We start from the raw sequence: 13,877 nt of genomic DNA on the forward strand, positions 1-13,877 counted from the left end.
GAACCTGCCGAAGCGGGATGCGTATAATACGCTTTTGGTTTTCTGCGTCAACACTTTTTTGAAAATTTATTTTCGAAGCATTGTCGCTGTATACCGCTTCACATAAGGCTTTCACCATATGCCGGGTTAGCCTGTTTGGGCGTTCCCTGTTGAAGTGGGGCGCATTTTAGAGATTTATAATTAAAGGTCAATACCCATACCTAACATTTCTTGTAATTTTGTGATCGAACGGATACTTTGTAACCAATGTGACAATTTTGTCAGCTATTATTGAACTAAATTGAAAAGTGCTGTTCAAAATTTAGCTAAAAAGTCTCTTTACTACTAAAAGTAGGGTTTGAACATGAATCGTAGTTGTTGTTATATCCTTGGTTCGCTGATGTTGCTCACCGGCCACTGCGCTTTTGCTATTACAGACAGTGCCATTAAAGAAAATGAAAATAAGGTGCTGCAGGTTTTTATTAAGCGCCAGGTTAGTCAGTCTATGTCGGTGGGTCGGGCAGTTGGATCGATTACCAGTAATTATCCTAATGAAGTTGAAACCATTGTGGCAACAGCACTGGATTTATATCCGGATAATTATCAGGAAATCATCCACGCGGCGATTTCTTCGCAACCTACCGCTACTTCTAAAATTGTTAAGATTGCTATAGATAAAGAAGTAAGCAGCTGCCCTAACATTGTAGAGCTCGCCATTCAGGCTGACCCCAGCTATGTGGATTTCGTTGTAGGTGCCGCTGCCCATTCGAATCCGGAACAACTGAAAGATATAGTGCGCGTTGCCGTGCTTACTGAGCCGGACTCTGCCGATACCATTGTACAAACGCTGACTACTGAACATCCCAATGAGCTAGTGGACATTTTATCGAGTGCTATTCGTGCTGTGCCTCTGGTTGGTGAATATGTAGTCGATGCGTTACTGGCTGTATTTCCGGGCGAAGCTGAAGCAGTAGTGACTACGGCTGTTCGTGAATCAGGAGAGCAACGGGAACAGGTACGGAAGATTATCGAAGCAGCTCACCAGGCCGGTGTAGATGAAGAGTCACTTAAGCGCTTTGCTATTAATGGTGGTGCCAGCGAAGAAGAGTACAGCGCAGCAATGCAGCAGGATAATTAATTATCCTGCCTGGCTATTAAGTCATTCCACTCTTTTTGATCTTTAATCGAAAAGTTTTCCCGGCGCAGCGTGAGGTTTGGATTGTATGCCGGATCATGCTCAATCACTTCTGACCAATTAGCCTTTAAGTAGTCCAGTTCAGCATTAAACCTTGCCATTTTCTCTTTACTGACATCCAACCCGCGGGATACCGATTCATGGTGGTATAACTCCGCTTCGGCACAATAGAGGTTTCTTACGCCTAATGCTCTCACTCGTAAGCAAAAGTCCACATCGTTAAACGCCACCGTCAGGTCGGTTTCGTTTAAACCGCCAACTTGTTCAAACAAAGATTTTTTAATCAATAAACACGCTGCGGTCACGGCACTGTAGTTGTGCGAGGCAATGAGTCGGTTCATGTATCCGGGATGATAGCGCGGGAAGTACTTGTGTGCATGCCCTGCGCCACCGCCATAACCCAGTACCACTCCGGCATGCTGAATGCGGTCGTCGCCATACATTAACTTTGCGCCCACACAACCTATATCTGCTCTTAACGCATGACCAACCATATATTCCAGCCAGTCCGGGGTGATCACTTCGATATCATTATTGATCAAACCGATCACTTCGCCCCTGGCATGCTTTACTGCAAAGTTGTTGATCGCCGAGTAGTTAAAAGGATGCGGGTATTTTAGAACCCGGATCTTCTCGTGCTGATTGAGTTCCTCGAAATAAGCCAGGGATTCAGGCTCATCTGAATTATTATCCACCAGCAGTATCTCATAGTGCTGATAGGTACTTTTATTCAGGATCGACTCGATGCAATCTTTGACTAACTCTTTGGCGTTTTTAGTGGGGATGATGAGCGACACCAGTGGCGTATTGAATATTGGCCATTGGATAACGTTGACGAGTTTATCCGACACAAGCCGGGACCGAGCGTCGATAGTGTGAATGAGTTGGGTAATCTCTTTAAGCTGAGCACGCTTTTTGGCGTTACTGTCGGGGCGATGAACTAAAGCATAAGGAAAATGGTCCACTTTAATATCCGGCTTACTGAGCCACCACTCACTAACGAGACCCGCTATGAACCTGGCTGTTGTGGTGCTAAGCGCTTTTCGCCATTCAGCAGGCACTACGACGCCAGTCTCAATATAACCATAGGTTAACTGATAATCCGGGTTCCAGTCTGGCAGCATACGTGCGTTTTCAAAAGAGTTGCCCGAGGTTCTTTCATCAGTATCAACAAATAATAAAGTGGTAATGTGCTGACGAGCCAAGATCGCTAGCGTTGATGCCTGAAGTTCATCACCACATTCTAGTAGTAATAAGGGCACATCCTCTGACGTTACAGTTTCATCAGTCAGATGGTTAAACGCAGTAATATTTAACGCTTTCGTATTACTTTGTTGTTTGAACAACGTGCCCTGTACAAGCACGGTCTCGATATAGGCTGACTGCTGAGCTAATGAAGCAAGGGTTTTCGATATTCCAAGGGCATCATTACCAATAATGGCGACTGAGAATTTAGCCTGTTGCACCGGCAAATCAGCCAGTATGTGGTTAATATCGTTGGTTTGCTTAGCTAATGACTGGTTATAAAGCGCTTTCAGTTTTTTCTTAGTCGGAATACCGTAAAACAAACCCGACTTTTGAAGTGAGCGGCTATAAAAAGACGTTAACGCCGGATTCTTCTTAGCAAAGTTACGCACCGGCTTTGGTACCAGACCAATTCCCGCCTTAATCGCCATCATTGAGTATTTTTTAACAGACATGCGCGAAGATTTCACAATCCATGATTAGTTTTTATCCAGTCGCTCTTTTGGACTAGCTTCTGGCGGGCAGTATCCCGCAAAAAGCAGAAAGGGGCAAACAGCCCCTTTACATTTATTAGTTCAATAAGAGCCTGGCCTACACTTTACCCAGGCGCTCACCCTGATAACTGCCATCTAATACGGCTTGCCACCAGGTGGTGTTATTGAGATACCATTCCACGGTTTTCTTTATACCACTTTCGAAGGTTTCCTGCGGAGACCAACCCAGTTCACGCTCGATCTTACTCGCATCAATGGCATAGCGCATATCATGGCCGGGACGATCAGCTACGCTGGTGATGAGGTCACGGTAACTGCCTTCGGTCTTAGGTTTCACTTCATCGAGGATGTCACAAATAGTATGGACTACTTCGATGTTTTGCTTTTCATTGTGACCACCAATATTATAGGTTTCGCCAATTTCGCCCTGTGTGGCCACCACCACCAGCGCCCTGGCGTGATCTTCTACAAACAACCAGTCGCGAATCTGGTTGCCTTTACCATATACGGGCAGAGGTTTACCAGCTAACGCATTTAGGATCATCAGCGGAATGAGCTTTTCCGGGAAATGATAAGGGCCATAGTTGTTAGAACAGTTAGTCACCACTGTTGGTAATTTAAAAGTTCTTAGCCACGCGCGAACCAGATGATCGGAAGCAGCTTTAGATGCCGAATAAGGAGAGCTTGGTTCATAAGACGTTTCCTCGGTGAACAGAGGTAATTCTGTTCCCGCAGCCACTTCATCCGGATGCGGCAAGTCGCCGTACACTTCATCGGTGGAAATATGGTGGAAAAGGAACCCGGATTTTTTCTCATCGCTTAACTGAGCATAGTAAGCACGAGCTTGCTCAAGCAGTACATAAGTACCCACGACGTTAGTTTGAATGAATTCACCCGGGCCGTCGATGGAACGGTCAACATGACTTTCCGCAGCCAAGTGCATAATGATATCCGGTTGATACGTATCCAGAACACGTTTTACTTCAGTGCCATCACAAATATCGACTTTTTCAAAATGATAACGCTCACTTGAGTCCACTTCTTTCAGAGACTCCAGATTTCCCGCATAAGTCAGCTTATCGAGGTTTACCACTTTATGGTTGGTATCATTTATTAAATGGCGCACAACTGCAGAACCGATAAAGCCTGCGCCACCTGTTACAATAATTGTTTTCGCTACTGTCATCTTTTTTAATTCTCTGCTGCGCTTACACTAACTCGTCCATCATAGCGCTTAGCTGTTCGCGCCAGTGGTTAAGTGGTGAGGTAAAAATGTCACGCGTTACGGTTTTATCCAGTACGCTGTAATGGGGGCGTGTTGCCGGCGTTGGGTAAGCCGAGCTGGGAATTGGCTTTACAGGCACCGCCTGTTCCAGCAAGCCTTTTTCCAGTCCTAATTGCTGGATGGCGATGGCAAAATCATACCAACTGCATACGCCTTCGTCAGACCAGTGGAAGATACCTACTGTGCGTTGAGAAGCGGCTTCCACACATGCACGCGCCAGGCCTTTCGCCCAGGTAGGGCTGCCAATTTGATCGTCAATGACGCCTAGCTGAGGCTTCTCAGCCATAAGGCGAAGCATGGTTTTCACAAAATTATTGCCGTGGCTGGAATACACCCAGGATGTACGCAGAATGGCACTTGCTTCTGGAAGAACCGAAGTCACTTCAGCCTCACCCGCCGCCTTGGTTTTACCGTACATGCCCTGAGGCTCAATGGCATCATCTACCGTGTAGGGTGAGCCTTTTTCGCCGTTGAATACATAGTCGGTAGATACATGCACAAAAAACACGTTATGGCTTTTGCAATATTGCGCCAGGTTGGCTACCGCAGTTTGATTAAGCAAGTAAGCATTTTTTTCATCGGACTCGGCTTTATCCACCGCGGTATAGGCTGAGGCATTAATCACTGCATCAGGTTTAATATCATCCAGCTTTGCGGCAATATCTTCCTTTGAACCTATATCCATATCTTCCCGACCAAGGCACACTGCCTGTGGTACCAGGCGAGCAATTTCCCAGGCTAGCTGACCGCTTTTACCTATAACCACGAGTTTAGTCATGATTCTTCCTTAAAACGCAGGCGCGTCGACAAATGCCGTGCCGGCCTCATCTTTGCCTGATAAAGACGGCGCTTCGCCATTTACCAGCGGCCATTGAATACCAATAGTCGGATCATCGTATTTCACCGAGACTTCAGACTCAGGGTGGTAATAATCGGTACACTTATAAACGAACTCTGCCGATTCACTGGTAACATAAAAACCATGGGCAAATCCTGCAGGTACCCAAAGCTGACGCTTGTTTTCTGCAGAAAGGAATACGCCTACCCATTTGCCGTATGTTTCAGAATCTTTGCGCATATCCACTGCGACATCGAATACTTCGCCAGACACCACCCGAACCAGTTTGCCCTGGGTTTGCTCTAACTGATAATGCAAGCCGCGCAGAATACCCTGTTTAGATTTCGAGTGATTATCTTGTACGAATTCTACGTCAGCACATTCGGCTTTAAACCAGTCTGTACGGAAGGTTTCCATAAAAAAACCACGCTCATCACCAAACACGCGCGGTTCAATGATTTTGACATCCGGGATGTCTGTTTTAACTACGTTCATTGTTTAATAACCCTTTGGGGTGTTTTTCTCTGTATACGGACTGCTCAATGTTGACTCAGTTGACAAGGAAGTTCGAAGTTGAACTGCAAATTAAGACTTCCTGAAATCAGCAATTATTCGAGATCAACAGCTTTTACAAAGCCTGTGAGCTAAATACACTTCCGGCGTTAACTTGAAAATTATCAAAGAAAATATAAGTGTCTTTTGAAGGACTCCAAGATTGATCATTTCCACCGTAAAAGGAGTTATACATAAAATAATCAATTTTTGAATTCATATTTCCAGTTAAATTCAAATCCTGAATCTCTATCAATTTCTTACCATCAATTAGCAAACCAGCAGCGCCATCAGAGCTACCGACCGAGGAATTGAGTCTTATACCAATTGCGATCTTGTACCAAACCCCTTTTTCAAAAGTAAAACCTGTTGAGTCCGTTACATCATCTCCACAGCGGCTTTTTCTATCTTGGTCATAAATATACAACACTGGTTTGCCCTCTTGACGCCACATCAAACGAACTGACCAACCATTTGGATCGATACTTTTACATCCTGTGGTGGCTGTGCCGCCTCCCAAACCATGAAGCTTTCCTCCTTTGACAAACTCAAACTCAGAATCAAACTTCATATCAAATATAAGTGTTGCTTCCTTTACACTTTCTTTTAACCTAAAACGTTTTCCTACAAAAGGTGTACCTGTAGAAGATGGCTCATACTTCTGACGTAATAATAACTCATTTCTTTTATGTTCTTGGTTTCGCTGTAATAACAAGCTAGGACTAAACCAATGCTTATCAAGCGAAAGACCTTCAAAGTCTTGTAAATATAATGAATCTGCTTTTTCTTGTTTTCCTGGGAATAAATCCTGCAAAAAAACGAGTGCGGTTAAGCACAAAGCTAAGAGAATTAACTTAGTTAGCCTGGAAAACACATTTTGCATCCTCGTTATTTCGTTTTCTAAGTGTTTTACCCATGAAACTTAATTAAGCCTTTTGTCACTGTTACTTAACTCTATCATTAAGAACTTTTAGCAGGTAAGTGCCATAGCCACTTTTCAATAATGGAGCTGCCAATTTTTCAAGCTGTTCAGCATTGATATATCCCATGCGGAAAGCCACTTCTTCGGGACAACAGATTTTCAAACCCTGGCGTTTCTCTATAGCCGCCACGAAATTTGCGGCATCAAGCAGGCTGTCCAGAGTACCAGTATCCAGCCAAGCTGAACCCCGGCCCATCAATTCGACTTTGAGTGAGCCATCTTGAAGGTACATATTATTAAGGTCAGTGATTTCAAGCTCACCACGACGGGAAGGTTTAACCTCTTTAGCAAAATCTACAACGCGTTTGTCATAATAGTACAAGCCGGTTACTGCATAATTTGATTTAGCAATGGCTGGTTTTTCTTCAATGGATAACGCATTCCAGTTATCATCGAATTCAACAACGCCGTAACGCTCAGGATCGTTTACGTGGTAACCAAAAACGGTGGCCCCATCTGTTTGTTCGTTGGCGTTTTTTAGGGAATGCCGCAAATCATGACCGTAATAGATATTGTCCCCGAGTACCAAAGAACAACTGCTGTTGTCTATAAACTCTTCACCGATAATAAAAGCCTGAGCGAGGCCATCTGGTGAAGGCTGAACCGCAAAGTTCAGATTCAGTCCCCATAAACTGCCGTCTCCCAAGAGCTCAACAAACCTTGCTTGTTCTTCTGGAGTTGTAATAATCAAGATATCTCTTATCCCAGACATCATTAATGTAGACAACGGGTAGTAGATCATTGGTTTGTCATAAACCGGCATAAGCTGCTTGCTAACGACTTTAGTCAGCGGATGAAGCCTTGTTCCTGAACCGCCCGCTAAAATTATTCCTTTTCTCATATTTATTCCAAACCAAAAACGTTTTTAAAGAATTCTCCGAAACACTCTACTTAAATCATAGGTAAGATTCGACTAAATCATAATCATTCTTCAATAAACTTTTATATTTGAGAAGATCCGCAGGTAGGGCCGGTTGCTCGAGGTCACAGTTTAAGCCTGCAAACTGAAGCTTTACCCTTAGGATATTTTCAAGCTTTTTTATGTCCCTATCATAATTTGTTATCGAGCCAACAAAATCAAAACTATGGATCTTTGGCCCCAAACATTTCGAATAAATATCTCTCAAATTGATGAAGGCAGGGTCTTCCAACATTGCAACAAAGAGATACTTATCATTGACAATTTTCTTTGTTGCAGAAAGATTCATCAGCTCTTTAAATAAATTCTCAGGGAATTCACTTTGTAAGATAGAATGATAATGAATCCATAGTCTTTCTAACGGATCTCTAACCCAGCAAATACTTATCGCTCCAGGGTATTGACGATATACTTTACTTACTAACGTGGCGTGACCATGTATTATTTTTACATCTTTTGGCGCACCTCTTTGCATCAGGATGTTGTAATTATCTTTTTTACAAACGCAGAGGCGGTGCTGACCATACGTATGATGTAAGCTACTGACGAATTTTTGGCTTCCGACGCACGGTATGTCAAAAGATAGAATAAGGGATTCGTCCGACTGTCCTAAGGAGTTCCGGCCCCCTGCAGAATCCATTTTTTTCTGTTTCCCAGCACGGCCGAGTGTATTTAAAACTAGCTGGTGTGTCAGCTCTGAGACCTTTTTAGTAGCAGATCTATAAAACCGAGCAAGCTCAAGCTTCTTCACGGCCTTCTTATCAGCGCCGATTGAAAGAAGATGCTCTATCTCACGTAAACGTCGATTGTCTTGAGATGAGTGAGACTGTCCTTCATTCTTCTCTAAAAATTGTTGCAGAGTTTCTCTATTACTTGCATCAAATTCTAAGAATTGTTTCGTCAAACTTCTAAAACTATTTAACCCTATGTGCTGCATTCGAACTGTACACTGCTCAAATGCTTCAGCGTTTTCTATTAATGCCTTCTTATTGTGAACATTATGGTCTTTACAGAAAATTTTCAGTTCTCTTAAAAGCGACTTTCTCAAGCGCCAAAAATCAGAGCCGGAAAGAATCGAATATTCTAAATCAGCATCTCGCGCTTCACTTTGTAAAAACTTATCGAGCTGATTTTGTAGAAAGGAGGCATTCAAATTATTGAACCAACGTTTGTATTCCAGCCCCTCTAAAGAATAACCAGTATTGATTTTTTGAGGCTTTGAAATATCCTCTTCGTTCTTTAAGGAAATCGATAAAGCCGACATTAAATCAGACACGATATTGCCACCGTCAAAAGTCTCCTGACCATAAGCTCTGAGGTTAAATCGTGCTTCTCCATAACATTTAACGTACTGGCTGATTAACGCCAAAGATTTAGACTTTATAGTGTCAGGTACTTTGAGAGTATCTCCCATACCATGTCTTTTTACTGACTGATTATAACCCGACTCAAGAAGACTTAACTCAAAACGGATATAAGCAACAAACATTGCATCAGGAATAGCATCAGCCAAAATCGGAATTTGTTTGAAAAAGAACTCAGAAGACAAAAAAATAGTTTCAACACCAAGTGTTTCGGCCTGACACTTCAATTCATCAAACTTTTTCCTGGAAAAGGTTAACTCAGCTGATTCGCTTCTTTCAAATAAACTCAATAGGTTACCTGAACTCACCCCATTTTCATCAACATCGTGCTCTGGATACAAAACACCATTGGCAAGTAAAATATCCCTATGCTCCAGGCACCAACGCTGTATAGCTGAAGTGCCGGTCTTAGGAGGACCGACATGAATTTTAAATTTCATTCGACAAGCCAGTAATGCAATACTTTAAGGTTAAAGGAATATTCAAAATCTATTTATCAAAAATTGATTTCATAATCAGTCGAAAATTTGATTCGAAAGCCTTACTCGAAAACAATAGTTTAGCTCTTTCCCGAGCAGATTCAGCAAGCTTAACCAAATTTCCCTTATCTGTAGAGAGCGCCATGATATGTGCAGCTATAAGTTCCTTATTCTTGTAAGGAACTAGAAGGCCACCAGAATCACCTACAACTTCCCCTATCGCTCCCCAGTCATAACCAATTATGACTCGTCCATTTATCATCGCTTCTGCAGCAGTTCGTCCAAACGACTCTTGGAACCATGATAAAGACAGCACGATATCATTCTCTTGAATTGCAGACTCCGGTGATTGAACATACCCGCGCTTACTCACTTTGGCTCTGGTAAATTTTTTCTCCATTGCCATTACATCCGTTGTAACAGGACCAAAAAGGTTGAACTCAATATTAGTATGAGCACATTGCTCGGCTATGGAATAAAAATCTTCTATCCCTTTTTTCAGAGTATTACTGCTCAACATACATACCTTTAAAGGTGATGTTTTATCTATTGGAGAAAGATACTCCGGCTCTTCAACCTGATTATAAAGAATAAAGGTATTCTCTTTTTCTCCTAACCATTTGGCAGTAAATAATGAATTAGCCACAAAAAAATCAGACCAGGTACAAAGGCGCAATAATGTTTCATCAGCAGATTCATTCAATAATCCTCGCAGATGCTCATCTTGCTCCGGCAACTCTCTAACATGGGTAAGTACCTGAACCGAAGCTTGCTGCGCTGCAATATAGGGTTCTAATAGCATAATGGTGTTTATGTAAACTAGATGAACCCCATACTCAGTGAAATAACGAGTCAGAAAACTTACGATACGTTCCGAATGAGGCTTATCCTTACAAAACCACGAGAGAGGTAAGAACACTATCTCATTTACATACTTTTTTACTTCACTTACGTAATCTTGATTTAAAGCATTAGGTAAAAAAACTGTTATTGAAGAACCTGACTTAAAAGCTGCAATAACTACGTTCAAAAAACTTAATTCAGCCCCAAATACTTCCTTGGAAAGACTATGGGCAAACAAAGCAATATGCCCTCCCAAATTGCTGGATTCCCCACTCACAGAAACAGGCGTGTCGAAGCTCCATCCAGATATCAGAGCTTTCCAGGTTGGAGACACATCTGATATTACACATGCTACATAGCGGTAAGCGCTCGGAACGAATAATGACGAAGGTGATAAATCTTCACGCTCTCCATTAATCCAAAAATGCTCATGGATAGATAATCCTAACCGGTTTACCTGTGTATAAGTTTGTAAATACCATTCATTATCGAAAGCACTTTGCCAACGCTTTAGTTCTTCTTCCTGAGCACTTCCACTGATGGCCGGACAAAGATCAATTGGAACCGGAAATGGACGGCATTTATCGTTGAACTTTAGAGGCTTCTCCGCGTTTAAATGCCACACTCTCGCATACGCTAAATGCTCCTGCCTCGAGCCGCCAAACTGGGTAACCAAATGCGTTGCTGATGACTGTGTGAGAGAGTTCTGATGAATCCTGCCGAAAGAGAGAGGGATGTCAGGACAAACTTCTAATACGCCCTCTTCACCAAACTGACTGATCAATCTCAGGTAGAATTCTGTATCAGCTCCGGCTCTCAGGGCATCCCAATATCCAATCTCAGTAAACACTGATCTGCGGACCATCAAGGAAGATATATTTCTGTATATCCATGAATGATCCAATCTCAATCTGGAAAATTCCAGGTCGCTATTACACCTTGCCCAGTGTGATACCGTAGCTACGAGGTCGGGACGCTTAAGTAATGGAAGTACTTGTTTTTCGATTTTCTGCGGATGTGCCCAGTCATCAGCATCCATTACTGTAATAAATTGACCACTGGCTAATTGTGCCCCACGATTTCGGGTAGGATATGCGCCAGAATTCATTACATTAGACACTACCTTAACATTTGAGTGACTCTTGAATTTTTCAACCACGTCAAGGGAGCCATCAGTAGAACAATCATCTACTATAATGATCTCAATAGCTTTCCAGGTTTGGGATAACAGAGACTCTATTGTTACCCCAATCGTATGTTCGGCATTGTAAAGAGGCACTATTATTGTAACTGTCGTCTGTTTTAAGTCTGTGGGCCGTAGAAAATTGTTTAAGAAAGAACGCAATGGCTTATCAATAGCAGAAAGACTTTGAAATTTATCCTCGTGATCTGCATATTCCAGAGTCTGAAGCCTGTTTCTTTTATATATTTTGTTAAGAAACTCCAATCCAGTTTCATTTTTTGCCAGCATTTGCTTAGCTAAAAGTTTAGCATTAGATGGCTTCCACCCTTTATGTCTTAGCAGTTGATTTGCCTTGTTCAGGTCACCACTATAGTAGGCACCTTCAAAAGCAACCAAAAAAAGGGCCGAGTGATTCTTTAGTAATGAAGCTATGTGTATTTGAGAGATGACTTTATCTGAATATTGTAAAGCTACTTCGTATTTGGTCTGAAATAGGAAGTAAGCTGCGAGCACACTCGCAGCATATATACTGTTTATATCATCTTGCTCAGCCTGTAAGCGCAATCCGTCCAAAAAACAACCGGGAGAAAAGGCATTCGCCCATAAATCCCTCTCCAGAGGTAAAGCAGGGATGGGGCATGGCAATCTGCCTTCGTAGCGACCATGGCGTTTAAAATGGACAACAGGATCAACTTTTGCAGCGGCTACATCCGGATAGGTAGCCAGATAAAAGTCTTTATCAACGATAATTCCAAAATCAGGCTTAGCCATTTTTAAACCAAATCGGTAAACAATATATCAGCCCCGCAGAGACCTGCGTCATACATAGCCTTCAACCTGTCCCGATAGTTTTTCAACGGACTGCTTCCATCCGGATGCCTGTAAGTTTTCAGGAACTTGTAATGGCCGAACTTCTCATTGATATCATCTTTTCTACTAAGAATATCTTGTATGACTGCTTCCGATTCTTTCACTTGATTATTGTCAAAGTATAGAACCGAAAGGACTATCAAATAAAAGAGGTTAGCCGGATCAAAGAACGCAGCATTTTTCAGCATAGCAATTGATGATTCTTTTGAGATAATATTTTTGAAGTTAAAAACATAATGCCAACAACTAAAAGCATTCTGCAACTCATCAAAGTTTCTGGTTTCTTCGGATTTTAAGAAAGCTTCGATGTGAGATGCCATTTTGCTTGCATTAAAAAACGTTGCAGGATTTCGAATTCTGGCATTACCAATTAACTCCGCAAGCTGCGAAAACCCGCTGTTTCCAGCGAATATGACGTTAGTTCGCGACATCAAAACCATATCAAACAAGGACAACTGCAGAGAGTCTAACGCCATGACAGCAGGAACATCCCCCATGTATAAAGCGTTATTATGTTTATTGGCTAGATATCTGCAAACTTCCGAGTTCTGACCAAAAATAACGACTGTAGTATCAGCCTTTTGTAGTTCAGATATCATGTAGTCAGCCTGAACATATGATATCACTTTATTTGTATAACGATCGTCGTGCCGGTATCTGCCATAAATGATGTCACCGCTTCTTAAATGTAAAGAAACAGAGTTATCTGGGATCTCAATGCTTTTAGCGTACTCAATGGTATCAGCAACATCTTGCGTAAATTGAATGGCATAAAATGCATCGCAAAACTCTGACCGCGGTATATGGTTTTTTAGCGACGGTATCTGTCTATAAAATATATTCTGAGTCACTTTGATCGCTTTTGCGCTTTCAAATACCTGCTCAAAATTCAAAGGTTTATTATCAAGCTCCAAAAGTTCCTCAGGAAGCTCTTCCACCAAGTGATTTTCCAGAAACTCCTCGGAAAAAGTAACTCTTGCATCATCAACTGAATGAGTCTCACCTAAATTCGGAGGGTTAGTCCAGGTAAACCTAAAGTCAGCCTTATAATATCTGGATAGTACCATGGCGTTTAATAAAGACTTTAAGCGCTCCCCAAGCCCATCGGTTCGAGCAGAGTAAAATGTTAATTCATTTGGATCTTGCGCCAATGCCGGTTTTTTACGCACCAAAATATTGACCCGCTTTAAATGAAGCGGCACTTTGACGTCGGAACTCAAACTCAGTTTAAGATAACGAAACTTAAGTTTACTTTGCAGCGGTAAAATTAATGGCACACCATTAGGTAAACTTTCAAAAAATATTTTCCCAGAATGCAGCACAGAGAATGACTGATTATCTTCTGAACATTCTACTTTAAGAGTGGCGGCTATCTCATCAAACGGCTTCCGTGCCCGATTCTGCACAATAATATATTCAGGATAGCGTTGCTGCTTTAAATCAATGGTCAACCAAGGTGTAAATTCAAAATCTGTATGATTAGCAAACTCTCTATCACAATCTGACAATACACCGTTCGCATCATTCTCCCGCGACCATTTAGAGTGAGAGCTTTGCTCCGCTGAGCACAGATTAGAAATCTCTTCCAAGTTTTCAGAATCGCACAACAATTCAATAAAATTACTTCCGAATAGCATTTACCTGTACTT

Annotated in this window: 10 protein-coding genes; 1 reads left to right on the top strand and 9 read right to left on the bottom strand. The window is 42.2% G+C overall.

Going from position 1 to position 13,877, the window contains the following annotated elements:
• Nucleotides 1-379: 379 nt before the first annotated feature.
• Entirely contained in the window at nucleotides 380-1,117 is a 738-nt protein-coding gene (locus tag AC27IB_RS15875; protein ID WP_487122229.1) for a hypothetical protein, read from the top strand.
• Here AC27IB_RS15875 and AC27IB_RS15880 read toward each other — a convergent pair.
• From AC27IB_RS15880 to AC27IB_RS15920, 9 genes are all read right to left on the bottom strand, one after another.
• Complete coding sequence (locus AC27IB_RS15880) at nucleotides 1,114-2,874, bottom strand: glycosyltransferase family 2 protein (RefSeq protein WP_487122106.1); 1,761 nt, start codon at nucleotides 2,872-2,874, stop codon at nucleotides 1,114-1,116. The two genes, AC27IB_RS15875 and AC27IB_RS15880, sit on opposite strands and share 4 nt — an antisense overlap.
• Before the next feature lie 136 nt (nucleotides 2,875-3,010).
• On the bottom strand, nucleotides 3,011-4,099 hold the full coding sequence (rfbB, locus tag AC27IB_RS15885) for a dTDP-glucose 4,6-dehydratase (protein WP_487122108.1): 1,089 nt from the start codon (nucleotides 4,097-4,099) through the stop codon (nucleotides 3,011-3,013).
• 22 nt (nucleotides 4,100-4,121) lie between these two features.
• A complete protein-coding gene (rfbD, locus tag AC27IB_RS15890) occupies nucleotides 4,122-4,976 on the bottom strand; it encodes a dTDP-4-dehydrorhamnose reductase (protein ID WP_487122110.1) in 855 nt (284 codons plus the stop codon).
• Between the two features lie 9 nt (nucleotides 4,977-4,985).
• Entirely contained in the window at nucleotides 4,986-5,531 is a 546-nt protein-coding gene (rfbC, locus tag AC27IB_RS15895) for a dTDP-4-dehydrorhamnose 3,5-epimerase (RefSeq protein WP_487122112.1), read from the bottom strand.
• A gap of 133 nt (nucleotides 5,532-5,664) precedes the next feature.
• Nucleotides 5,665-6,462, bottom strand: coding sequence for a polysaccharide lyase (locus AC27IB_RS15900; protein ID WP_487122114.1), 798 nt, complete (start codon nucleotides 6,460-6,462; stop codon nucleotides 5,665-5,667).
• 70 nt (nucleotides 6,463-6,532) lie between these two features.
• Complete coding sequence (rfbA, locus tag AC27IB_RS15905; RefSeq protein WP_487122116.1) at nucleotides 6,533-7,411, bottom strand: glucose-1-phosphate thymidylyltransferase RfbA; 879 nt, start codon at nucleotides 7,409-7,411, stop codon at nucleotides 6,533-6,535.
• A gap of 55 nt (nucleotides 7,412-7,466) precedes the next feature.
• Nucleotides 7,467-9,293 (bottom strand): hypothetical protein, encoded by a 1,827-nt coding sequence (locus AC27IB_RS15910; RefSeq protein ID WP_487122118.1) that lies wholly within the window; start codon nucleotides 9,291-9,293, stop codon nucleotides 7,467-7,469.
• A gap of 49 nt (nucleotides 9,294-9,342) precedes the next feature.
• Complete coding sequence (locus AC27IB_RS15915; protein ID WP_487122120.1) at nucleotides 9,343-12,129, bottom strand: glycosyltransferase; 2,787 nt, start codon at nucleotides 12,127-12,129, stop codon at nucleotides 9,343-9,345.
• Nucleotides 12,130-12,131: 2 nt separating this feature from the next.
• Nucleotides 12,132-13,865, bottom strand: a complete 1,734-nt coding sequence (locus tag AC27IB_RS15920; protein WP_487122122.1) for an O-fucosyltransferase family protein — start codon at nucleotides 13,863-13,865, stop codon at nucleotides 12,132-12,134.
• Nucleotides 13,866-13,877: the final 12 nt, after the last annotated feature.

It is taken from the genome of Alteromonas sp. 4NH20-0104 (assembly GCF_057547795.1).